The 23,144-nt window shown below is 51.9% G+C and carries 20 protein-coding genes and 1 riboswitch; of the genes, 19 read left to right on the top strand and 1 reads right to left on the bottom strand.

The features are described 5' to 3' along the window. Position 1: 1 nt before the first annotated feature. Genes JSQ80_RS09895 through JSQ80_RS09885 form a run of 3 tightly spaced genes read left to right on the top strand, consistent with a single transcriptional unit; the run spans position 2 to position 2,617 of the window. Positions 2–1,192 (top strand): Ger(x)C family spore germination protein, encoded by a 1,191-nt coding sequence (locus JSQ80_RS09895; RefSeq protein WP_206095199.1) that lies wholly within the window; start codon positions 2–4, stop codon positions 1,190–1,192. A 6-nt stretch (positions 1,193–1,198) separates the two neighbouring features. Beyond that, positions 1,199–1,432: a hypothetical protein gene (locus JSQ80_RS09890; protein ID WP_206095198.1), complete on the top strand. Its 234-nt coding sequence runs from the start codon at positions 1,199–1,201 to the stop codon at positions 1,430–1,432. 39 nt (positions 1,433–1,471) lie between these two features. Beyond that, a complete protein-coding gene (locus JSQ80_RS09885) occupies positions 1,472–2,617 on the top strand; it encodes a GerAB/ArcD/ProY family transporter (RefSeq protein WP_206095197.1) in 1,146 nt (381 codons plus the stop codon). On the opposite strand, the gene ade is transcribed toward JSQ80_RS09885, so the two are convergent. Next, positions 2,602–4,377 carry an adenine deaminase gene (gene ade, locus JSQ80_RS09880; RefSeq protein WP_206095196.1) on the bottom strand — a complete coding sequence of 592 codons (1,776 nt, stop codon included), beginning with the start codon at positions 4,375–4,377 and terminating at the stop codon, positions 2,602–2,604. The genes JSQ80_RS09885 and ade overlap by 16 nt on opposite strands. Before the next feature lie 134 nt (positions 4,378–4,511). Then, a riboswitch (purine riboswitch) is annotated at positions 4,512–4,613 on the bottom strand. A gap of 223 nt (positions 4,614–4,836) precedes the next feature. On the opposite strand from ade, the gene JSQ80_RS09875 reads away from it, so the two are divergent. From JSQ80_RS09875 to JSQ80_RS09800, 16 genes are all read left to right on the top strand, one after another. Then, positions 4,837–5,319: a MarR family winged helix-turn-helix transcriptional regulator gene (locus JSQ80_RS09875; RefSeq protein ID WP_206095195.1), complete on the top strand. Its 483-nt coding sequence runs from the start codon at positions 4,837–4,839 to the stop codon at positions 5,317–5,319. Further along, on the top strand, positions 5,316–7,043 hold the full coding sequence (locus JSQ80_RS09870; RefSeq protein WP_206095194.1) for an ABC transporter ATP-binding protein: 1,728 nt from the start codon (positions 5,316–5,318) through the stop codon (positions 7,041–7,043). Before JSQ80_RS09875 ends, JSQ80_RS09870 begins: the two co-directional genes overlap by 4 nt. Continuing rightward, positions 7,040–8,893: an ABC transporter ATP-binding protein gene (locus tag JSQ80_RS09865; protein WP_272491101.1), complete on the top strand. Its 1,854-nt coding sequence runs from the start codon at positions 7,040–7,042 to the stop codon at positions 8,891–8,893. Before JSQ80_RS09870 ends, JSQ80_RS09865 begins: the two co-directional genes overlap by 4 nt. A 763-nt stretch (positions 8,894–9,656) precedes the next feature. Then, the gene (locus tag JSQ80_RS09860) at positions 9,657–10,448 is read left to right on the top strand and encodes an alpha/beta hydrolase-fold protein (protein WP_206095193.1); all 792 of its coding nucleotides are present in this window, start codon (positions 9,657–9,659) and stop codon (positions 10,446–10,448) included. Between the two features lie 19 nt (positions 10,449–10,467). Continuing rightward, positions 10,468–11,922 (top strand): cardiolipin synthase, encoded by a 1,455-nt coding sequence (gene cls, locus JSQ80_RS09855; protein WP_206095192.1) that lies wholly within the window; start codon positions 10,468–10,470, stop codon positions 11,920–11,922. A gap of 147 nt (positions 11,923–12,069) precedes the next feature. Beyond that, complete coding sequence (locus JSQ80_RS09850; RefSeq protein WP_206097538.1) at positions 12,070–12,483, top strand: BlaI/MecI/CopY family transcriptional regulator; 414 nt, start codon at positions 12,070–12,072, stop codon at positions 12,481–12,483. A gap of 3 nt (positions 12,484–12,486) precedes the next feature. Further along, positions 12,487–13,335 carry a M56 family metallopeptidase gene (locus JSQ80_RS09845; protein WP_087434688.1) on the top strand — a complete coding sequence of 283 codons (849 nt, stop codon included), beginning with the start codon at positions 12,487–12,489 and terminating at the stop codon, positions 13,333–13,335. A gap of 73 nt (positions 13,336–13,408) precedes the next feature. Continuing rightward, positions 13,409–13,807, top strand: a complete 399-nt coding sequence (locus JSQ80_RS09840) for a DoxX family protein (protein WP_087434687.1) — start codon at positions 13,409–13,411, stop codon at positions 13,805–13,807. 160 nt (positions 13,808–13,967) lie between these two features. After that, the gene (locus JSQ80_RS09835; RefSeq protein WP_240463609.1) at positions 13,968–15,071 is read left to right on the top strand and encodes an AI-2E family transporter; all 1,104 of its coding nucleotides are present in this window, start codon (positions 13,968–13,970) and stop codon (positions 15,069–15,071) included. Between the two features lie 76 nt (positions 15,072–15,147). After that, positions 15,148–15,933, top strand: coding sequence for an AAC(3) family N-acetyltransferase (locus tag JSQ80_RS09830; protein WP_206095191.1), 786 nt, complete (start codon positions 15,148–15,150; stop codon positions 15,931–15,933). Positions 15,934–15,984: 51 nt separating this feature from the next. Continuing rightward, positions 15,985–17,640 (top strand): hypothetical protein, encoded by a 1,656-nt coding sequence (locus JSQ80_RS09825; protein ID WP_206095190.1) that lies wholly within the window; start codon positions 15,985–15,987, stop codon positions 17,638–17,640. A 231-nt stretch (positions 17,641–17,871) separates the two neighbouring features. Further along, a complete protein-coding gene (locus JSQ80_RS09820; protein WP_206095189.1) occupies positions 17,872–18,558 on the top strand; it encodes an HD-GYP domain-containing protein in 687 nt (228 codons plus the stop codon). Beyond that, positions 18,533–18,892 carry a response regulator gene (locus JSQ80_RS09815; RefSeq protein WP_206095188.1) on the top strand — a complete coding sequence of 120 codons (360 nt, stop codon included), beginning with the start codon at positions 18,533–18,535 and terminating at the stop codon, positions 18,890–18,892. Before JSQ80_RS09820 ends, JSQ80_RS09815 begins: the two co-directional genes overlap by 26 nt. A gap of 212 nt (positions 18,893–19,104) precedes the next feature. Next, a complete protein-coding gene (locus JSQ80_RS09810) occupies positions 19,105–19,878 on the top strand; it encodes a pirin family protein (RefSeq protein WP_206095187.1) in 774 nt (257 codons plus the stop codon). A gap of 30 nt (positions 19,879–19,908) precedes the next feature. Next, entirely contained in the window at positions 19,909–20,523 is a 615-nt protein-coding gene (gene wrbA, locus JSQ80_RS09805; RefSeq protein ID WP_206095186.1) for an NAD(P)H:quinone oxidoreductase, read from the top strand. A gap of 302 nt (positions 20,524–20,825) precedes the next feature. Next, positions 20,826–23,090, top strand: coding sequence for a glycoside hydrolase family 3 C-terminal domain-containing protein (locus tag JSQ80_RS09800; RefSeq protein ID WP_206095185.1), 2,265 nt, complete (start codon positions 20,826–20,828; stop codon positions 23,088–23,090). Positions 23,091–23,144 lie beyond the last annotated feature (54 nt).

Below are 23,144 nucleotides of genomic sequence, written 5' to 3'. Positions count from 1 at the left end.
CGTGAAGCGCAAGGCAGCCTTGTTAATGTGTGTTCTGTTGATATTCATCGCCGGATGCTGGAGCCGTCGTGAATTGAACGATCTTGCGATTGCGGTGGGATTCGGCATCGATCGGTCGGGGGAGCAATATGAGGTGTCGGTTCAGGTGGTGAATCCGGGCGAAGTGGCTGCCAAGCAGCCAGGCGGCCAGCGTGCTCCGGTCACGATGTATCATGCCAAAGGAAATACGGTGTTTGAAGCCATTCGCAGAATGACGACGGTCACTCCGAGAAAGGTTTATTTTTCGCAGCTTCGGATGTTCATTATCGGGGACGCATTAGCGAGAGAAGGCATCAGGGAAGCGTTGGATTTCTTGTCGCGGGATCACGAGCTGCGCACTGATTTCTACATTGCCGTAGCCAGAGAATTGACTGCGAAAGAAATAATGTCGTTCTACACCCCGTTAGAGAAAATACCGGCCAGCAAGATGCATAATTCGTTGGATGTGTCGGAAAAATCATGGGCGCCGACCGTAGCCATAAAGCTGGATGAGCTGATTACGGATCTGGTAAGCGACGGGAAAGAGGCGGTATTGACGGGGATTACCATTCTGGGGGAGCGGGAAGAGGGCACCAAGAGAGAGAATGTTCAAACGATCGATCCGCCCGCATTTTTAAAATATTTAGGAATTGGCGTATTTCAGGAGGATAAACTGGTCGGCTGGTTAAATGAAAAGGAAAGCAAAGGGTACAGCATCATTACGGACATGTTGGACAGCACAATTATTAGTGCGCCTTGCCCCGAGGGTGGAAGGGTGGGGATCGAGGTTATCAAATCCAAAACGAAAATGAAAGGAAAAGCAAGAAACGGCAAGCCGGAAGTGGAGCTCGAGATCCGCACCGAGGCCAACATCGGCGATGTTGAATGCAAGCTTGACCTGACGAAAGAAAGAACGATTGTAAGACTGGAACAGGAATTCGAGAAAATTATGCAACAAAATGCGGAGCAAGCAATCAAAAAAGCGAAATCGCTAGAAGCGGATATATTCGGGTTCGGGGAAGCGATTCGCCGGGACAACCCCCGTTATTGGAGCACGGTCAAGAACGATTGGAGAAGCCGGTTCGTCGATCTGCCCGTACGTATCAAGGCGGATGTGAAAATCAGACATACGGGTACGGTCGCCAGCCCGTTTTTCAATCAGCTGAAGGAGTAACTGGACATGTGGTCAAGCTTGGCAATAATAGCGATTGCTGCGGCGATCATGAAGATGGAGGCCCCCTCTCTGAAGAGGAAACGGTTGGCTAAAGAGCTGCGGGTATTTTACCTTCTGCTTTTGACGGGAACAATCTTGAGCATTGCCATGCTGATGCATGTGGAACTTCCGAACCCGATGCGCTTGGTGCACGCAGTCTATAAGCCTTTGAGCGATTGGTATACCAGTGTGCTAAAATAGCGGCCTGCAGCGCTTTGGGAAGGGAGGAGGGAGGCATCTATGCTGGACAAAGGAAAGATAAGCACGCGTGAATTGACAATCATCGTCGCCTTATATATGGTCGGAAGCTCCATCTTAATCATTCCGTCTTATCTTGCGGCATATGCGGGCCAAGATGCTTGGATCTCGGCACTTTTGTCGATAGCGACGGGATTGGCGGTGCTGCCCTTATATATAGCGCTGGGGAATAAGTATCCCGGAAAGACGTTGGTTCAATATATGGAAGACATCCTCGGCACGTGGCTCGGAAAGGCGGTGTCTCTTTTCTTTTTGGCTGCCTTTCCATTTACCATGGCTGCGTTTTCCTTGAGAAATATCGGAGATTTCATGACGACGCAAATTATGCCCGATACCCCGATTCAAGCCATTCATATTATATTTCTGATCATAGTCATCATCGGAGTGAGGCTGGGATTGGAACCGATTATGCGGGCAGCGGAAATTATTTTTCCCTGGTTCATTCTGCTCTTTGGCTGCTTCATCATCTTTATATCTCCGCAAATAAAGTGGGAGAACATTTTGCCGGTGCTTGAAGGCGGCATTAGGCCGGTCATCGGAGCGGGGATCCCGTTCACCGCCTTTCCGTTTATGGAGACTGCCGTATTTTTGATGCTTTTTCCGCATGCCAATCGTCCAGATAAGGTGGGACGCGCTTTGTTCTGGGGAATTTTGATTGGAGGCGCGGTATTGCTCATTATTACAATGATGTCAGTGCTGGTTATGGGCCCAGATACGACTGCCCGTTTAATATATCCGAGCTATATGCTTGCAAGAAAGATAAGCATCGGCAATTTTTTGGAACGTATCGAAGGGCTGATGGCCATCATTTGGTTTTTCACGATTTTTTTTAAACTGACGCTGCTGTTCTATATTTCGGTTATCGGTTTCGCCCAGAGCTTGAACCTGAAAGAGTACCGTTTCCTCACCATGCCATTGGGGATTATTCTCATCGTTTACTCGATCTTGATTTCCCCGAATACTTCCTTTTGGTTCGAGGTGTATCCGACCTGGGCGCTGCATGCCATTACGCTGGGGCTGCTGCTGCCAGCCCTGCTGTTGGCCGTAGCCGCCATTCGCGGCAAAGGCGCGGCGAAGGCGGCAGAAGCTGCAACAGCATCGGAAGGACAGAATCAGCCCGACACGTAATCAGGGGTGCGGCTGCTATCTGCCGACACCGGAATATGCGCAAAGGCGGAGAAGTCGAATAATCCCATGTCCGTCAGCTTCAGTTCGGGTATTACGGGCAGGCACAGGAAGGATAGCGTGACAAAGGGATTGAACTCGCTAGAAGCGCCGATCCGGGATAATGCTTGATTTAATTGTTCCATATGATGAAGCACCTCGACATAATCGCCAGTGGACATTAATCCGGCCAAGGGCAGCTCGATGGCCGCCAGCACGGCGCCCCCGCTTGCAACGGCCAACCCGCCTTCCATATGGCGCAGCGCCCGAACGGCGGCCAGCATATCCTGATCGTTGGTTCCGGCCACGACAAGATTATGGGAATCATGCGCCACGGTAGAAGCGATCGCGCCGGATTCGATGCCGAAGCCCTTGACGATGCCGAGTCCGATGCATCCGGTATGGTGATGCCGTTCCAGCACGGCGATTTTGAGTTGATCTTTATCCACGGATGGGCGGAAGCATCCGTCCTCCGTATCGACTTCCTCCATGAGATGCGTCGTAATGAGGCTGTTCGGATTAATGCCGATAATATGGCAGCGGCGATCCTCACGCAGCTGGATTTGCAATTCCCGTTCCGTTATCTCGGGCAGGTGGACCGTCTCCAGCAGCCGGGACGGAATCTCGGCTGGTTGCGGCACCGGTCCGGTATATTGGCCGTTGTCGCCGACGAGGATGCCCGATTTATACACTTGGGCAATCGAGAGGCGCTGCAGGTCGTCGATCAGCAGCAAGTCGGCCTCATACCCGGGAGCGATCGCACCTTTGGCATGCAGTCCGAAGCACTCGGCCGCATTCAGAGAGGCCATCTGTATGGCTTGCAGCGGATCCAGCCCGCATCGTATGGCCAGGCGTGCGTTATGGTCCACGCTGCCCTCTTGCAGCAGCTCGTCCAAATGCTTGTCGTCGGTGCAGAACACACAGCGGCGCGCGTTGCTCGCGGTGACGGCCGGGATGAGCGCTTCGACATCCTTGGCGACGGAGCCTTCGCGAATCATGACGTACATGCCCCGCTGCAGACGCGCCTTGGCTTCTTCGGCCGTCACGCACTCGTGGTCGTTGCGAACCCCGACCGCACGGTACACATTGATGGCCTCTTCATCCAGCCCCGCGCCGTGACCGTCAATCATCCCGCCATGTTGATGCGAGGCCAGCAATTTAGCCAGCATGTCGTCATCGCCGCGGCGTACGGAAGGATAGTCCATTACCTCGGCCAATCCCAATACGCGGGGGTGGGAGTAGAACGGCTCCAGGCTGGCTGCGTCGAGCTTCGCGCCGGCATGCTCGAACGGAGTGGCCGGGACGCAGGATGGCAGCATGACGTATACGTCAAGCGGCAGATTCTCGGAAGCATCCAGCATATATTGAATTCCGTCCGTACCCGCCACATTCGCGATCTCGTGCGGATCGGCAATGACGGTCGTAACGCCGTGAGGGAGCACGACGCGGGCGAATTCAGCCGGCGTGACCATCGCGGATTCAATATGAACATGCGTATCGATGAAGGACGGGGCGATGTAGCGCCGCTCCGCATCGACGACACGGGCGCCTTCATAGCTGCCGCCGATGCCGATAATGATGCCGTCCACAATCGCGATATCCCCTTCCATAATTTCGAGATTGAAGACATCGACGATTTGTCCGTTCGTAATGACGAGATCGGCGGGTTCCGTTCTGCCGGCTGCGGAAATCCGCTTTTTCCAATGCTGCTTGCTCCAATTCATTCTATATCACATTCCTTTGCTCGTTGTAGGATGATAGTGCCGATGCAGGTACAACAAAAAAACTCTAGTTCAGCAACTAGAGTTTGACGGCAAGGAGCAAGAACACGCCTGTCATTGCGGGTGCGATCATCCGTGACAAGCGCTCTCTTCCTCGTAGTCAAACTATTTACGGTAGTTTGGTAGAGACGGCTGGACCATATTTCCAATATTATACGAAGAAAGGCCTATTCGATTTGATTCTCTACATTGTATAGGCCGGCCATGTTTCCGTCAACCAACAGGGAAAATTATAGTTCACATGTCCATTGGAACAGCGGCTCCGATGTGTTGGATGGTGGGAAAAATAGGCGATGGCATAAGGTTGACAATGATTTTTTGCAGAAATATACTTAGGTTACTAAATAAATTAGTTGCCTAATTAATAGGTGCACTAACTAATGTTCAAGGGTGGTATATGAGATGACGGATAACACAACTGCGCATAAACTGCTGCAGGCTTTTATGCAATTCAATAAGGCGGAGTGGAAACGTCGCACGATAGAAGGCCATAAGCCGAGCGAGATGACGGTGATGTTTTGTATTAAAAAGAAAATGAAGCCGGACTCGCCCGGCCTGATGGTGTCGGAAATCAGCAGTTTGCTGCACGTGACGTCGCCCACGATTACGCAGCTTATTAAAGGCCTGGAGACCAAGGGACTGGTGGAACGCACGGTCGACCCTTCCGACCGCCGTGCGGTGCGCATCAAGCTGACTGGCAAGGGGGAAAAGGTGACCGCGAAGGCAGAAGCGGCTTTTAACATGTCCTTTAATGGGTTGATTGCTTATTTGGGGGAAGAGGAGAGCAATCTCCTCGCGGATCTGTTGTTTAAAGTCTTTACGTACTATAAAGAAAATCCCGTATGTTTAGAGGAAATTGATTCGAGCGGAGATGATGACGCATGATGAAATTGTTTCGATTTTTACGACCGTACCGCATTCAGATCGTATTTGTGCTGGCGCTTATTTTTGTGCAGTCGCTGTCGGATTTGTACTTGCCGACGCTGATGTCGGATATTGTGGATACGGGGATTGTGCAGGGGGATACGCCCTATATTTTGAGAATAGGGGGCTTCATGCTGCTCGTTGCGGCTGGAGGCATGATCTGTTCGATTGGAGCGAGCTACCTGTCTTCCAAGGTTGCCGCAGGATTCGGCAAGCTGCTCCGCGGCAAGGTGTTCGCCCATGTGGAGAACTTCTCGCTGCAGGAGTTCGACAAGATTGGAACGGCTTCGCTCATTACGCGCACGACCAATGACATTACGCAGCTGCAGCAAGTGCTGATTATGATACTGCGCATGATGGTCAGCGCGCCGATGATGTGCATTGGCGGCATCATTATGGCCGTATCGAAGGATGCGAAGCTGACGCTGGTGCTCGCGGTCGTCATTCCGCTCCTTGCTCTGGCTATCTTCGCAGTGGCCAGCAAAGGGATTCCGCTGTTCAAGGCGATGCAGAAGAAGCTGGACAAATTGAATCTGGTGCTGCGTGAGGGCCTTACTGGCATCCGGGTTATCCGTTCCTTCAATCGCATTGATCACGAGAAAGAGCGTTTCAACGAGGCGAACCAGGACTTGACCAACACGGCCGTGAAGGTCAACCGCATCATGGCCTCGCTAATGCCGATTATGATGCTGGCGATGAACTTCTCCACGATTGCGATTATTTGGTTCGGCAGCATTCGCATCGACAACGGAAATATGCAGGTCGGGAGCTTGATGGCCTTCATTCAATATGCAATGCAAATTATGTTCTCGCTCATTATGGTCTCCATCATCTTCGTGATGATTCCGCGCGCTTCCGCTTCGGCCGCCCGGATTAACGAGGTGTTGAACATGCAGTCGGAAATCAAGGACGCCGCGCAAATCAAGAAATCGGATCGCGAACGGGGCTTCATCGAATTCAATGATGTGACCTTCAGCTATCCGGGCGCGGAGCAACCGGCGATTTCCAACATATCCTTCAGCGCGAGACCTGGCGAGACGACGGCGATTATCGGCGGCACCGGCTCGGGTAAATCTACGCTGCTTAGCCTCATTCCGCGCTTCTACGATGTGGATAGCGGCAGCATTCGAGTAAACGGCGTAGATGTGCGCGAGATGGCGCAGCAAGATTTGCGCTCGAAGATTGGATTCGTTCCGCAGAAGGCGGTTCTCTTCACCGGCACGATTAACGATAATATCCGTTACGGCAAGCAAGACGCGACGGACGAAGAAATACGCCATGCCGCGGAGATTGCCCAAGCGGGCGAATTTATTTCGGGCATGAAGGACGGCTTCGATTCAGAGATTGCGCAAGGCGGCGCGAACGTATCCGGAGGACAGAAGCAGCGCTTGTCCATTGCGCGGGCGCTCGTAAGAAGACCGGAAATCTATGTGTTCGACGACAGCTTCTCCGCATTGGACTTCAAGACCGATGCGAAGCTGCGCGCGGCGTTGAAGGAGGAGACGACCGAATCGACCGTTCTGCTCGTGGCGCAGCGTGTAAGCACGGTCATGGCCGCGGACCGGATCATTGTATTGGATGAAGGCCGCATTGCAGGGATAGGCACGCATAACCAACTGATGGATACCTGCAGCGTATACCGGGAAATCGTATCCTCACAGCTGTCGGAGGAGGAGATTGCATGAGTGAGCAACGGAGAGGACCGAAACCTGGACATGGAGGACCTATGGGGCCGGGCATGGCGATGCCGGCCGAGAAGGCCAAGGATTTCAAAGGAACATTAAAGAGACTGATGGGCTATTTAAAGCCCCGCAAGTATCAATTGATTACCGTGTTGATTATGGCGGTGCTTAGCACCGTATTTACGATTGTCGGCCCGAAAATTATGGGTAAGGCTACGACCAAGCTGTTCGAAGGCTTGATGACGGGAACGGGGATCGATTTTGAATACATCTGGCACATCCTGCTCGTCTTAATCGGACTGTATCTGGTGAGCGCCATGTTCAGCTATATCCAGCAATATTTGATGGCTGGCGTGGCGCAGCGCATCGTGTACGACATGCGGAAGCAGGTCAACGACAAGCTGTCGCGCTTGCCGCTGAAATATTTCGATTCACGCACCCATGGGGAAATATTGAGCCGGGTGACGAACGACGTCGATAATATAAGCAGCACGCTCCAGCAGAGCTTGACGCAGCTTATTACATCGGTCGTGACGATTATCGGAGTTATCGTGATGATGCTGACGATTAGCCCGTTAATGACGCTTATCTGCATCCTGACGCTGCCGCTCAGCTTCGTCGCCACGATCATGATTGCCAAGCGTTCGCAGAAGCATTTTATGAGCCAGCAAGCCTCGCTCGGCCAGCTGAACGGGCATGTGGAAGAAATGTACACCGGACATAAAATTGTAAAAGCCTTCGGCCGCGAAGAGAAATCGCTGGACGAATTCAATAAAATCAATGATAAGCTATATGATTCCGGCTGGCGCTCGCAATTTATTTCCGGCATGATTATGCCGCTCATGTCCTTCATCGGCAACATCGGCTATGTGTTGATCTGTGTCGTCGGCGGGGTGCTTGTCACGAAGCGCTCGATCGAAATCGGGGATATTCAGGCATTCATTCAATACGCCAGACAGTTTACGCAACCGATTGCCCAAGCAGCCAACATCGCTAATATTATTCAATCGACCATCGCTTCTGCGGAACGGGTATTCGAGGTGCTCGACGAGGAAGAGGAAGCGCCGGAAGCGGCGAACGCCACGGCGATCGCTCAGCCTCAAGGCGATGTTCGCTTCGAGCATGTCCAGTTCGGCTATAAAAAAGATGCAATGCTGATTGAAGACATGAATATCGATGTGAAGCGCGGCCAGACAATCGCTATCGTCGGGCCGACGGGCGCGGGGAAAACGACGCTCATCAACCTGCTTATGCGCTTCTACGAAATTAATGACGGGGCGATTACGATTGACGGCGTGAATATCACCGACTTGAAGCGCGGCAGCCTGCGCAGCATGTTCGGGATGGTGCTGCAGGACACATGGCTCTTTAACGGCACCATTCGCGATAACATCGCTTACGGGCGGGCAGGGGCTTCGGTGCAGGATGTCGTCCGGGCCGCCAAGGCGGCGCATGCCGACCATTTCATCCGCACGCTTCCAGACGGCTACGACACGGTTCTGAATGAGGAAGCGTCGAATATATCGCAAGGCCAGAAGCAGCTCTTGACGATTGCCCGCGCGATTCTGGCAGACCCGGCCATATTGATTCTGGATGAAGCGACGAGCAGCGTGGATACGCGTACCGAAGTATATATCCAGAAGGCGATGAAAGAGCTGATGAACGGCAGAACGAGCTTCGTCATAGCCCACCGTTTGTCTACGATTCGCGATGCCGATCTCATTCTCGTCATGAATCAGGGCAGCGTCATCGAGAAGGGCAACCACGAGCAGCTGCTGGAGCAAGGCGGATTTTACGCCGATCTGTACAATAGCCAGTTCTCGAATGGAGGCATACAGAAGCAAGTCGTGTGATTTCTTAAGAACGATACTCAAGGCATCGCAGAGTGGATGGAGCATCTGCCTGATCACTGGACAAGTGATTGGGAGATGCTCCAAGTCTTTTAAGCGGATCTATGCTGATGTTTGGGGCACCATAACCGCTTCATCACGACGAATACTGGCTAAAACGGGCGTAACTATAATAACGGCATACATAAATTGAACTATTGAATGGATGCGAGTTGGCTACAGTCAAAATGTACGTTTCCCGCATCGCCCAAGTGTTCTATGGTGTGATTAACGGTTAATAAGATAGGGAAGCGAACGTCTTCAACTGCAAATATACATTTGAAAATTCCTTTTTTCGTCTTTCGTCACGCTAGCCTGCAAAAGTGCAGTTAATTTTTGCGTAATCTCATAAATAATGGTAGTTTCCTCGTTTTGAACTGCACATTTGCAGTTCAAATGCTTAATATGGGTGGTGTTGCGCAAAAACAATTGCATATTTGCAGTTGACGGCCTCAATCCCTCTTCTCCAAGTGTGAAAACCACATTTTAAAACAGGACAGGCTGCATGTTTTCCTATGGTGAATTGACAGTGGGGCTCGTCTTTTGCGCCGGCTTAATATCGGTTATGATAAAGCTGAGGTTGATTGCAAGATTGGATGCCGAATATGCAGCCAGAATGGCCTTGTGATACTAAAGTAGAATTTTTGAACGACCTGTTCGAAATGCAAGTTCGCTAAATATGCTTTTTTAATAACCTCTACAAGCAAACATGGAAGGGGATAGAGGAGTGGCTCTAATCAACTGCAGTTTTTATTCCGAAGTGTTGGGGTTCCACACATCCATGACCGTCATACTGCCACAGAGCACGAAGACGCAGTATGGGGTTGAAAATATCGCGGTGCGCAAGCAGCTCCATCCAACGCTGTATCTGCTGCATGGGCTGTCGGATGATAATACGAACTGGCTGCGGCGCACCTCGATCGAGCGATATGTTGCCCCGCTGGGACTCGCCGTCGTCATGCCCCAGGTGCAGCGCAGCTTCTATACCGATATGGCCCATGGGTATAACTATTGGACGTTTGTGACGGAGGAGCTGCCCATGATTGCGCGGGATTTCTTCCCGTTGTCACCGGAGCGCGAACACAATTTCGTCGCGGGGTTGTCCATGGGCGGTTACGGCGCGTTCAAATGGGCGCTGTCCCATCCGGACCGCATTGCGGCAGCGGCAAGCTTGTCCGGCGCGGTCAATATGGCGAACCCGTACTTTCGCGAGGACATGATGCCGCTGGATTATAAGCTGATTTACGGCGAAGCGGATATAAAGGGGACTCGGAACGACTTGTTTCACCTGCTGGCGGAATGCGGCCGGAAGGAAGGCGCGAAGCCGAAGCTGTATCAATGCTGCGGCACCGAGGACTTCTTATACGAAGATAATGTGTTATTCCGCGATGCCGCGCAGCAGACGGCTCTTGCTTACACGTACGAGGAAGGTCCGGGAACGCATGATTGGGCCTATTGGGATGCCCGGATTCAGGATGTGCTCCGCTGGCTGCCCCTGAACAACGAGGAACAGGCATAGAACAGGAGAAAACAAGCGAATGTGGATGTCGGAAGCAATCAACTTTTTGGCGAAGTGGATCGTCGTTATCAACTTCTTGTTCGCGGCGGTCATCATCTTTCTGGAGCGGCGCAACGTCGGCGTGACATGGGCTTGGCTCATGCTGCTGCTGTTTTTGCCATACATCGGCTTTCTCGTCTACATCTTGATTGGGCAAAATATGGCCCGCCAAAAAGTATATAAAATAAAGCCCCGCACGGAGCGGCTTGTCCGGGACGAAATTGCCGTGCAGGTGCGGCAGATGCAGCAAGGCGAGTTTCAGTATCGGCAGCCTTCGAACCGGAAATACGAGCATCTAATCTATATGAACCTGGCGAACAATTACTCGCCGTTGACGCAGAACAATGAAATTGACATCATTACGGATGGCCATGAAAAAATGGATGAGCTCATTGCGCGCATACATAACGCCGCGAAGCATGTTCATCTGCTCTATTACAAATTGGCGGGCGACGAGACGGGCACAAGGGTCATCGATGCTCTGACCGCTCAAGCGCGGCAAGGATTGGAGGTGCGGCTCTTGTATGATGACATCGGTTCGCCCGGATTGAAGGAGAACGCTCTTCAAGGTTTGCGGGCTGCCGGTGGAGAGGTATACCGATTCTTCCCGTCCCGGATTCCCTATTTGAATCTGCGGGTCAACTATCGGAATCACCGCAAAATCGCGGTTATCGACGGGGAAGTCGGCTTTGTCGGCGGGTTCAATATCGGGAACGAGTATCTGGGATTAGACCCGAAAATAGGGCATTGGCGCGACACTCACCTCGTGATTAGGGGGGATGCCGTTCATCGGCTGCAGGCCCAGTTCATGCTCGATTGGTCGATTGCGGCGCAGCAATACATTCCGTTTGATCCAGCGTATTTTCCGGAGATCAATACGAACGGCAGCAAAGCAGTGCAAATCGTGGCGAGCGGACCGGATTCGGACAAGCAGCAAATTCGCAACGGCCTGATCAAGCTCTTTTTCGAGGCAAAGGAAAGAATTTATTTGCAAACGCCGTATTTGGTACCGGATGATAGTGTGCTGACGGCGCTCAAGGTTGCCGTTCAGTCTGGAGTGGATGTGCGCATCATGATACCGAGAAAAGGGGACAGCCGGGTCGTGCAGTGGGCTTCCAATTCGTATTTGGGAGAGCTGCTGCGCGCAGGAGCGAGCTGCTATTGGTATGAGAAAGGATTTCTTCATGCCAAAACGGTCGTGGTGGACGGACAAGCGGCTTCGGTCGGCACGGCCAATATGGATCATCGCAGCTTCGAGTTGAACTTCGAAGTAAATGCCTTTGTCTATGACGGTGAGATAGGTAGGCGGTTGGAGCGCATCTTCGAAGACGATATGCGGGATGCGCGTCTATTGACGTGGCCCGAATACAATCGGAGAGGCATCGGCAGCCGCTTCGTCGAGTCGATCTCCCGCCTGCTGTCGCCGATATTGTAAAATATAGCTTTACTAACAGCGAGCCGCTTCGCGCACATCAATCGATGAAGGCGGCTCGCTTGCAGACCATAATCATACCTAAATATGGACATACTTGACATGTGCTCCGGTTTCACACTACAATTCGTAGTGGGGGGTCGTGCAGTGATGAAGATTCAGAACTTCAAGTTTCACGAGAGCGGATTGAATCGTTTCTTTGGACCGTTGGAGGCCAAGATTATGAACATCCTGTGGGACGGCAATGAAATGTCGATTAAAGACGTTCAGAAGAAGCTGGAGCAAGAGAAGAATTTCAATTTCAATACCGTCATGACGGTGATGAACCGACTGGTAGAGAAGGGGATTCTGCTCAAGCGGACGGAAGGAAGAACTTCGTTATTTCACCCGGTATTGTGCCGCGAATCGTTCCTGGATACACAATCCAAGGAGCTGACGCACGAGCTGATGGATGAATTCGGTCCTCTTGTTGTCAATCATATGCTCGATGCTTTGGAGGATGTGGATGAAGGACTGCTGGATAAGCTTGAGCAAAAAATAAAAGAGTGGAAAAAGGATACGTAATCCATGTGGAATAATCGATCAAGGCTCATTTTCGGGTCGTCCGTTCTGATTGCGGCAATCGTTCTGTGTCAGATGGGAATGTACGCGATGCAGGTACTCGCAGGCTGGGAGCTGCATTTTAACCTCGTCGAGGCATGCTCGACGTTGATGCAGAATTACGGCTTGTCCACGTTTGTTTACGCTCTTGACGCTTTAGTCTTTTATACGTTGTTCTTAATGCTGTTTGCAGCAGTAAGACAGACCGCGCTTTCCAAGAATGCCTATAAAAGATTAAAGACCTATCGGCACGAATGGCACACCGAAGCCTTCAACCGCACTTATAATGGCGGTAGGGAACGAATCGTCGTCATCGAATGCCGATCGCCGATTGCGTTTACGATGGGCTTGTGGAAGCCGAGAATTGTTATTTCCACCGGCCTGATGGAACTGCTGGACAGCAATGAGCTCGAGGCGGTCATCTATCATGAGATGTATCACCTGAAGCATAGAGACCCGCTCAAGACCTTTGCGGTATCGCTGTTTGCATCGATTATGTGGTACCTTCCGATCCTGAAATGGTCAAGACAAAAATATAAAATCGCCAGAGAAGTGCTGGCGGACCATTATGCGATCAGCCGGCTTGGGACACCGGCGCATTTAGGCAGCGCTCTGTTCAAAATGCTGAAACGCGGCCAAGCGGCACCGATGCCGTTCTCCTATGTGTCATTTGCCGACACGTCGATCAACTACCGTATTCAACAACTGGTCGATCCGGAGACGGATGATTCGTGGAAGCTGCCGTTTACGCCGGCGATGATCTCGCTGCAGGTGCTGCTCGCGCTGTGCGCGATGTTTATTGTTGCTTTGTCCTAATTTTTTTTAACATATTGCACTACAACATGTAGTTTGAAAAATGTACAATCATTCAAATGAGGAGGATTTCATTATGTTTGCAAACAAAGAAGCAGGTTCTTTAATTATTCGTTTGGTGCTTGGTGTTATATTCTTTGCGCACGGCTTGCAAAAATTCCAAGGCGGGATTGAAAATACGTCCGGATTTTTCGATAGCGTAGGCATTCCCGGGTTTATGGCGTATGTCGTTGCCGCGATAGAGCTGGTAGGGGGCATCTGCATGGTGCTCGGTCTTGGCACGCGAATCATTGCCGGGGCATTTTTCATCATTATGCTGGGTGCGGTTGCGACGGTCAAATTGTCAATGGGCTTCATCGGCGGTTACGAGCTTGATGTGGCGTTAATCGCGATGTCTTTGCATTTGCTCGTAAGCGGCAGTTCCCTGCTTTCGCTTGACCGGCTTATGTTCGGCCGTTCTGCGGAGCAAAAATAATCGAAAATAAGCAATAAGCTTCATCCCCTTCCCGTTCGACCGCAAGCCGGCGTCTGTTTCGACAGATGCCGGCTTGTTTTATGATTGGCAACCATTTGTAGTTCAAAACGTAATCCATATATACTAATCTGTATATACGAAAATTACAGTCCCGGAGGTCATGATGTTCAAGGATCGGAGAACGCTGTATTATTTGGGCTTGTTCACCATTGGATTGGTGCTGTACAAGCTTGTTGACAATATCGATAATGTACTGGGTGTTGTCGTTTCTTTCTTAACCATGCTTACGCCGCTCTTCATTGCTTTTTTCATCGCGTATTTGCTGCGGCCGCTCGTGAACCTTTTGGAGAAAAAATTGCTGGCCAAGACCCGTTTGAAGCGAATGTACAGTATATTGCTCGTGTACACGTTATTTCTCGGTATTATCGTGCTGTGCATCACGGTGATTACGCCAAGGGTCATCTCTAGCGTCAGCAATCTGCTGGCCAATATGCCGAGTTATCTGGCAAGCAGTGATGTATGGATACGATCGAATGTGCTGGAGCAAGAATGGTTTATCCGTTCGGGATTAGGCGAGAAGCTGGGCTCGTATTTGAGTTCCGTTTCCAGTCACATCAGCGACTTTCTCAAATTGATTTTGAATAATTTGCTGTCCAGTCTGCTTACGTTTACTTCCACGCTGCTTAATTTAGTCATCGGTTTTATCATTTCGATTTATTTGCTGAAGGATAAGGAGAAGATTGGCGCGGGTTCCGTCAAAATATTGTATGCGCTGCTGTCCAAGGAGCGGGCTGACTCGATCATTGCGATCGTCAAGCGGACGGACAACATCTTCTCGCAATACTTCGTCGGCGTTATCTTGGATGCGACGGTTATCGGCACTATTGTATTTGCAGGCCTGCTCATCCTGCAATCGCCGTACGCGCTGCTATCGAGCTTGATTGTGGCAGTGACGAATGTGATCCCGTATTTCGGTCCGTTCATGGGTATGGTCATTGTCGGCATCATTACCTTGTTCGTATCCCCGGCCCAGACGCTATGGATTATTTTGTTCATTTTCCTGGTGCAGCAATTGGACGGGTATCTTATTGGACCGAAAATTTTGGGCAACAAAGTCGGAATTGGCCCGATCTGGATTATACTCGCGATTATTATCGGCGGAGGATGGTTCGGCATTATCGGCATGTTTGTATCCGTACCGATTGTGGCCGTCATCAAAGCGGGCTTCGATTCGTTCATTAGCCGGAGAATTGCCGCCCGTTGACGATCCGTTATGTCAATATGAACCGTTCATAACATCAGGTATACTATAGGCATGGGGTCTGTAGAGGAGGATTGCTGTGCATACGAAAGCAAGCTTGATGAAGCAATTGGAGCAGTTGGGCATCGACAGATATGGCACGCTGCTCGTCCACTCTTCATTAAAGAGCATGGGCCAGTTGGAGCAAGGTGCCGATACAGTGCTCGATGCATTGTCGGAATATATGCAGGACGGGTTGCTGGTGCTGCCTACCCATACATGGGCGAACATTAATGCGGACAACCCGAAGTTCCATGTGGACGACTCTCCCTCTTGCATAGGCATATTGCCGGAACTATTCCGCAAACGTCAAGGCGTGGTGCGTTCTTGGCATCCGACGCATTCAGTGGCGGCATTGGGAGCAGACGCCTCGGCTTTTACAAGCGGAGACGAACGATGCGATACCCCATGCGCGAGGGAATCTGTCTGGGGCAAGCTGCTCGACAAGCAGGCCGCCATCTTGCTTATTGGCGTCGATCTGCGGCGGAATACGTTCATGCACGGGGTGGAAGAATGGGCCGATATTCCCGGACGGATCGCCGATGAACCGGAACTGCTGTACACGGTGCTGCCTGACGGCACGGAAATACCGGTCCCTTCCCGGAGGCATTGCGGGAAGAATTGGTCAGAGCATTTCTGGAAGGTAGAGGGTGTGTTCGAGGAGAGAGGCGTCATGCATAAGGGCACATTCGGCGATGCCGAAGCGCGTGTATGCGCTACGGCGGGAATGACAGAGCTGCTGCTCGAGATGCTGCGTGAGTTCCCGGATTTGTTTTCCGACAATGAACCTCTCAGCGCTGAATTTTCGAGCCGGTTTTCAGTATAGAGTAAGTCAATTCAAGTCTTATTTTTCAATAATGAAAGCAGATGAAATAAAATGAGTGACAGACTGACTTTTTCCAGATGCCTCAAGACGATGATGGACATCACTGGATTGACGGCACGTCGTTTGGCGCATACGCTTCACTTCGAGGTGTCGTCTGTATATAAATGGATGACCGGGCAGCGGCTCCCGCAGCAGAACAGCATGGCGCGCCTGTGCAATTCCATCGCCGCTGAGATCGCCGGGCTCATCGTGCCCGATTCTCCGATGGAAGACCGAATCAGACCGCTGCTGCTCTGCTACGCCGCGGAACCGGAAGAGAGCTTCTCTTCCATGCCTCGTCAGAAACATTACGAGCAATGGGTGGAGCACGCTCTGCAGCATGCATATACGGTCTCCAAATTTTCCAAGCGCCATCATGCGTCATGGCCGTTCGCAGCCAGCGGAGCGGACGGAGCCAGCCCTGACATGGCGGCAGCGGATGGACAGTCCATGCAGCCTGTCTGTGCGGACTATCCTATTCCTGCTGGAGCCGAAATTTGCGGCCATTCGGAAAGCTACCATCAAGCGCTGCTTGCATTGCTGAAAGAAGCGGGCAAAGCCGGAGATGTCGCGGACAAGCAGCTTATCAGCATCGTACGGTGGGGGAGTGACATGCTGAGCGAGCCCGAAGACATGCGTCAGGGCCTCATCCGTCAGCTCAAGCAGCTATCGCGGCAAGGATGGGGGCTTGCTGTCGGATATATCCACGATCTATATGAGGAAATCTCGTATGATTCGTTCAAAAAACTGATAGCCGTACATATCCAATGCCCCGAAATCAACTACTTCATGCCGAGCAGCAATTATAAGCTGATATCCATCGATAGAGTAACCGTCATATCCGGTGTTGGAGCATTACTAAGTTATCAACTCCATGATCAGGGAAGAGATCTGACGATTATCGTGCGCAATACCGAAGCCGTAGGCCAGATGCTTATGTATTATCGCAACGTGCTGAAGACATTCCGCCCGCTCATTCGCACGCATGATCAAGATCCGGCCATTACGGCCGATGCGGAGGAATGGAATTATCTTGCAGGGGACATGTACATTCTGTTGCGCAATATTCCGACCATATTCATGCCGGACAAGCTGTTCGAACGTGTGCTTGAACAATTGAAGCTACCGCTATTTTCCGGCAACCAAGATGAATTTATCCATAACATGCGGGAAAAAAGAGCGCTTATGTTGACGCAAATGACCAGTTACAAATTTTATTGCAAGCTGTCCAAATCCACCTTCATGCAGTTCGTGCGAACGGGAAAATTGACGCTGTTCGGTGTCGATCTGCATTTCTCGGTACAGGAACGGATAGAATGCATCGAGTATTTGATGCAGATGCTGGGTAATCCAACCGTTAACTTGCTTGTATACAACCTTCAAGATATAGAGCATAAACGGCTGAACCGGGCCATTCTATTCGATGATAACCAGTTGCAAATTGAGCTTCGTGTCAAGCCGTCAGGACACAAAACGGGCTCGGCGGCGGAGAGCATTCACATTTCGATTGAAGATCCGTTTATTGTCAGCCTGTTCAAGCAGCGGTATCTGTTGAACTGGGAGCATGCGGACTGGAAGTCGAAGGATAAAGCCCACTGGATACGCTGGCTGGAGAAGCATCTCGCTTGGTTGGATGACAATAGGACAACGCTGGACAAATTAATTTGAGCGCCAAAATATAATAACGGAACCACTATTCGACTCACATACCGATAGTGGTTCTTTTTTTGTGGACAGATTGAGGACAAAAGCAGCTGGGCAGCGTGCTGGAAATTACATGAATATCGTCTGTGGACGTTGCTTGGACAAAGCGGCCGAATCGCTATGCATCGGTGCGGTCTTTTGTTAGGGTGTAAACATTGCGGCACACAAGAAGAAAATGGATAGGAGGGAACCAGCATGATAATTGAGCTATCAGGCAGATTCTATACAGACATGAGCCGGAATCACCGTCACCGGACCAAGTGGAAGCAGGCCCAAGCTTTGTTGGAGGCGTTGAAATGCCGGGATGCCGTTACGGCCATGCATTCCCTCGTTACGGGATATGTGTCGGTTCAGCTGTTGATTCATTTGCGGTTCAAGAGCGCATTTTTGCGTCATATGCATATTGATGAAGTCTATCTCGGCGGGCTGCTGCATGATATTGGCAAGCTGTCCATGGGGGATGACATTTTAAAATCGGACAAGAAGCTGGACGGAAGCCAGAGAAATGAACTGGAAGAGCACGTGACGGAGGGGGTCGGCATTCTGCAAAATCTAGGAATGAATAAGGACATTGTAGATTTTTGCTTGTATCATCACGAACGCGCAGACGGAAGCGGATATCCAGCCGGACGAACGGAGGTGCCGGCGATCGGGCGGCTTGCTGCCGTCGCCGATGTGTACGCGGCCATGAAGGTGCCCCGAGCTTACCGCGATATCGAAGTGTCGGACGAAGAAATACTGGGTTATTTCTACTCGAACCGCCATCAATACGATTTGTCCATCATAAATGCATTGGCGGAATTCGTGAAGCAGCTTGCTCAGAACGGGGGTGAATCGGAAAATTTTGCAGAGGCGAATGGTGAAAAAGGTGCTCGTTGTTGATGACTCAATGTTTATGCGGCATGTGTTGGGAAATATACTGGAGCGCAATGGTTATGAAGTGATTGGCGAGGCAGCCGATGGCAGCGAGGCGGTCCTGCAGTACGGCCGGCTCAAGCCCGATATTGTGATGCTGGATATTACGATGCCGGTCATGGATGGGCTGGCTGCGCTGCGTCAGATCCGCCAGCAGGACGGTCAGGCTAACGTTGTCATGGTGTCGGCGATGGGACAGTCCCATTTTATACGGGAGTCTTTCTGCGCTGGAGCGAAGGGCTTCGTTATCAAGCCATTTCAAGAACAGCATCTTGTCGAAACGATAAGCAATTTAATATAGATTGTTAGTAACCGCCGTTAGATCGGGTCCGATATGTATGTGATCGATTTGGTTTGACTTTGATGGAATGGCGATCTATAATTATCTCGAGTTCAAGATAAAAGTTGAACTCGTCATTTTTTTGACTGATATCTCGAATTCGTAATTATTGAATTCGTGATAGTTCATAACTTCCAGACAATGGGCAACAATGATGAAAGGGGTGTTCCAAGATGAAACTTCGCATTCTGCCTCCAGCCGAACAAGGCTCTGGAGAGTTCGATGGAGGCGCGATTACCGAGCAGAAGCCAATAGGATTTTCCGGAGAAGGCTCGGCTATACATCGGCTGGGGCCGCTCTTCTACTGGGCATGGGCGCATGCGGAAGCGGAAGGCTTTATCGGCTCGCATCCCCACCAGGCGTTTGAAATTCTCACTTATGTCATTCACGGGCAAGCTTATCACGGAGATTCGCTCGGGACGGAGAGTATAGTAGGCCCTGGCGGCGCCCAGCTCATTCAGGCCGGTTCCGGCGTATATCATCAAGAACGGCTCGTCGGCCCAGACGCTGAGCTGTTCCAGATCTGGTTTGAGCCGAATATTCGGGACGCTCTGCGCAGAGATCCGCAGTACGCCGCCTATGAAGCTCATGAATTTCCTGAGCGAGAGCAAGAGGGAGTCACGGTGAAGACCGTCATCGGCGGGCCATCTCCCATTCATATCGTGGCTGATGCCGGGATGTGGGACGTATCGGTGTCGCCGGGCGCGTCATATGTGCACGCTCTGCATCCCAACCGAACACTGGCAGTTCTAGCCGTGAGAGGCGGCGGGGAATGCTCAGCGGATGATGCCGAAGCGCAGTCGTTCGCGGGGAAGGATTTCCTCGTGCTTCGCTCGGAAGAAGACGGCCAGGCCCGTTTTGCAGCCCGAGGCACCAACGGATTGCGGTTCGTTCTCATTGAAGTGCCAACAGAAGTGGATTATCCGTTATATCCGAAAAAACCATAAATCAACAACCATTAAAGGAGCGTGTCTCACATGTCCAATGTTAAATTAGCGATTATTTATTACAGTTCTACCGGCACGAACTATCAATTGGCGCAAATGGCTGCAGAAGGCGCGAAGGCAGCGGGAGCGGAAGTGAAGATCGTGAAGGTGCAGGAGCTGGCTCCCGAAGCCGCCATCGCTGGCAATCCGGCTTGGAAAGCCCATGTGGAAGCAACGCAGGACGTGCCGGTCGTAACGCATGATGATTTGACGTGGGCTGATGCGATTATATTCAGCATCCCGACCCGGTTCGGCAATATGCCGGCTCAGATGAAGCAATTCCTCGATACGACAGGCGGCCTGTGGTTCCAAGGCAAGCTCGCCAACAAGGTCGTCAGCGCGATGACTTCCGCTCAGAATCCGCATGGCGGCCAAGAGCAGACCATTTTGTCCCTCTATACTACGATGCATCATTGGGGCGCAATTGTGGCTACGCCGGGGTATACGGACCCTAGCATCTTCGCCGCGGGAGGCAATCCATACGGAACTAGTGTTACGGTGGACCAAGACGGCAATATGGTCGAGAATGTGCGCGAAGCGGTTATGCATCAAGCCAAACGAACCGTCACGGTTGCCGAATGGGTGAAGAAAGGCCTGCAAGGCTAACTTCTGACAACATGCCCCATTGGGAAGGCTTCGAGTTCAACTCAACAAGCAGGCATGGCAAGGCCGGGGATAGTCCCCGGTCTTTTTTTTCGTTTGGTGCGGTTAACCTGCCTCGGAATATACGGGCATGAGAGCCCGAAAGGGCAAATTGTGTCCTTAATTGAAGCCGAGCGCAGGCGTCTCTATCACCTGTCTCCAATAAGGCTTAAATTAAGACCCAAAAAGGGATAAAAAACGGGAGGAACATTAGATGTAAACCGCTTACAATAAACATACAGATAAATGGAAGGAGACTGGACAGAATGGAACAGCAATTAAAGGAATGGATGGAACAGTTAACGTTAGAGGAGAAAGCGGCTCTTACCGTTGGCGGGGACTTCTGGCATACACGTTCGATAGAACGGTTAGGCATTCCGTCGATTTCGCTAAATGACGGACCGCATGGCATACGCAAGCCGAAAGCCGGTACGGATGTCGGCTTCGATTCGCTGCCGGCAACTTGTTTTCCTACCGCTTCAGCGCTCGCTTCATCGTGGGACGTGGAGCTGCTGGAGAGCGTCGGGCAGGCCATTGGAGACGAATGCTTGGCCTTGGACGTGCAAGTGCTGCTCGGTCCAGGCGTCAATATTAAGCGCTCGCCACGGGGCGGACGCAACTTCGAGTATTATTCCGAGGACCCGGTGCTGGCGGGAGAGATGGGAGCTGCGTTCGTGCGCGGCGTTCAGAGCCGCGGCATAGGCACGTCGCTCAAGCACTTTGCCTGCAACAATCAGGAGCATGAGCGAATGACGATAAGCTCGGAAGTCGATGAGCGCACGCTGCGTGAAATCTACTTGACCGCCTTTGAGCGCGTCATCAAGCAATCCCAGCCGATGACTGTCATGGCAGCCTACAATAAAGTGAACGGAATCTATGCAACAGAGCATCGTGAGCTATTGGAACAAGTTTTGCGGGAAGAATGGGGATTTACAGGTTTTGTCGTCTCCGACTGGGGAGCAGTGAACGACAAAGCGGCTTCTCTTCGCGCCGGTATGGACCTGCAAATGCCGGGCCGTGACGAAGAGACGGTGCAGCGCTTGGCGGACATGGTGCGGAATGGGGAGTTCCCGGAAACAGTGCTCAATCAATCGGTTGAGCGCATCCTGCGCATCGTGCTTGCCACGATGCGCAATCGCAAGCCGGGCGCGTCTTTCGATGCCGAAGCTCATCATGCTGTGGCACGGCAGGTGGCGGCAGAGTGCTTCGTGCTGTTGAAAAATGAGGGCGGCCTGCTTCCGCTGCAGCCGGATAAGCTGCGTTCGGTGTCGGTAATCGGTCAATTCGCCAAGCAGCCCCGATATCAAGGTTCGGGCAGCTCGCAGATTGAACCGACCCGAGTGGACACGGCCATCGAACAATTGAAGAAGTCGCTGGGAGATCAAGTGACTGTCTCTTATGCAGATGGTTACCCAGGGGAAGATCGCGTGGATGAAGAGCTGCTGAATGAAGCGGCGCAACAGGCGGCAGAGGCGGATGTCGCCGTCATATTTGCTGGACTCCCGCCATCTTTCGAGTCAGAAGGCTTTGATCGGCGCAATATCGATATGCCCGCATCCCACAACCGGCTCATTGAAGAAGTGTGCCGTGTGCAGCCGAATACCGTCGTCGTCCTGTCGAACGGTTCCGCGGTTGCGATGCCGTGGATTCAGGGACCGAAGGCCGTCTTGGAAGGCTGGCTCGGCGGGCAAGCATCCGGCGCTGCCGCCGCGGATGTGCTGCTGGGCGCCGTCAATCCTTCCGGTAAGTTATCGGAGACGTTCCCTATGCGTCTGGAGGACGCGCCAGACTTCTTGAACTTCCCCGGAGAAGAGGGGAAAGTGCGCTATGGCGAAGGGCTGTACGTCGGTTACCGCTATTATGACAAGAAGCGCATTGAACCGTTATTCCCGTTCGGGTATGGCTTATCCTATACGACGTTTGAGCTGACGGGCATGAATGTCAACCGCCATCACATGACAGACCGAGATACGCTGGAGGTCAAGGTCTGCGTGCGCAACACAGGGGCGCGTCCGGGCAGCGAAGTGGTGCAGCTGTATGTTCAAGACGCCGAGTCCCGGATGGCGCGTCCGATCAAAGAGCTGAAGGCATTTGCCAAAGTAAGCCTGCAGCCGGGTGAGGAGAAGGAAGTGACGCTCGTCCTGCAGGATCGTGACTTCGCCTATTATGACAGCGAGCGCAGCACTTGGTGCGTGGAGTCAGGCGAATTCGTCATCTTGGCGGGCACGTCGAGCGCCGATTTGCCGCTGCGCGCGTCGGTCATGATGGAATCGACGCAGAAAGTGCAGGCGCGCTTCCACGCCATGTCCTTGTTCAAGGATGTGCTGAAGCGTTATACCGCTGCCGAAGCGCTGCAGATGCTGGCCGATCCGTCCACGGGAGGCGGAGCGCCGGCAGGATTGTACAAGGATGAGTTCCTGATTACGTTCATGATGGATATGCCGATTGGCAAAATCGCAAAAATGATGGGTAATATCCAATCGGAGCAGGCGATTGCGGATTGGATCAGCAAGCTTAACGGAGAAGCTTAATACGCGGGCTTTGCGCCCATTCCCGGATGGAATAATGGAATAAGCACGAGGTCC

It is taken from the genome of Paenibacillus apiarius (assembly GCF_017052585.1).
In the GTDB taxonomy this organism is placed as follows: Bacteria; Bacillota; Bacilli; order Paenibacillales; family Paenibacillaceae; genus Paenibacillus_B; species Paenibacillus_B apiarius.
Note: the sequence above shows the minus strand (reverse complement) of the source record. Positions and strands in the feature narration are given on the sequence as shown.

Bases quoted from the DNA above. Each gene is read 5' to 3' on its own strand.
- JSQ80_RS09845 (WP_087434688.1), top strand. From the start codon at position 12,487: ATGTGGAATAATCGATCAAGGCTCATTTTCGGGTCGTCCGTTCTGATT.
- JSQ80_RS09890 (WP_206095198.1), top strand. From the start codon at position 1,199: ATGTGGTCAAGCTTGGCAATAATAGCGATTGCTGCGGCGATCATGAAG.
- JSQ80_RS09850 (WP_206097538.1), top strand. From the start codon at position 12,070: ATGAAGATTCAGAACTTCAAGTTTCACGAGAGCGGATTGAATCGTTTC.
- JSQ80_RS09825 (WP_206095190.1), top strand. From the start codon at position 15,985: ATGAGTGACAGACTGACTTTTTCCAGATGCCTCAAGACGATGATGGAC.
- JSQ80_RS09815 (WP_206095188.1), top strand. From the start codon at position 18,533: ATGGTGAAAAAGGTGCTCGTTGTTGATGACTCAATGTTTATGCGGCAT.
- JSQ80_RS09800 (WP_206095185.1), top strand. From the start codon at position 20,826: ATGGAACAGCAATTAAAGGAATGGATGGAACAGTTAACGTTAGAGGAG.
- JSQ80_RS09820 (WP_206095189.1), top strand. From the start codon at position 17,872: ATGATAATTGAGCTATCAGGCAGATTCTATACAGACATGAGCCGGAAT.
- cls (WP_206095192.1), top strand. From the start codon at position 10,468: ATGTGGATGTCGGAAGCAATCAACTTTTTGGCGAAGTGGATCGTCGTT.
- ade (WP_206095196.1), bottom strand. From the start codon at position 4,377: ATGAATTGGAGCAAGCAGCATTGGAAAAAGCGGATTTCCGCAGCCGGC.
- JSQ80_RS09865 (WP_272491101.1), top strand. From the start codon at position 7,040: ATGAGTGAGCAACGGAGAGGACCGAAACCTGGACATGGAGGACCTATG.
- JSQ80_RS09885 (WP_206095197.1), top strand. From the start codon at position 1,472: ATGCTGGACAAAGGAAAGATAAGCACGCGTGAATTGACAATCATCGTC.
- JSQ80_RS09810 (WP_206095187.1), top strand. From the start codon at position 19,105: ATGAAACTTCGCATTCTGCCTCCAGCCGAACAAGGCTCTGGAGAGTTC.
- JSQ80_RS09870 (WP_206095194.1), top strand. From the start codon at position 5,316: ATGATGAAATTGTTTCGATTTTTACGACCGTACCGCATTCAGATCGTA.
- JSQ80_RS09840 (WP_087434687.1), top strand. From the start codon at position 13,409: ATGTTTGCAAACAAAGAAGCAGGTTCTTTAATTATTCGTTTGGTGCTT.
- wrbA (WP_206095186.1), top strand. From the start codon at position 19,909: ATGTCCAATGTTAAATTAGCGATTATTTATTACAGTTCTACCGGCACG.
- JSQ80_RS09875 (WP_206095195.1), top strand. From the start codon at position 4,837: ATGACGGATAACACAACTGCGCATAAACTGCTGCAGGCTTTTATGCAA.
- JSQ80_RS09835 (WP_240463609.1), top strand. From the start codon at position 13,968: ATGATGTTCAAGGATCGGAGAACGCTGTATTATTTGGGCTTGTTCACC.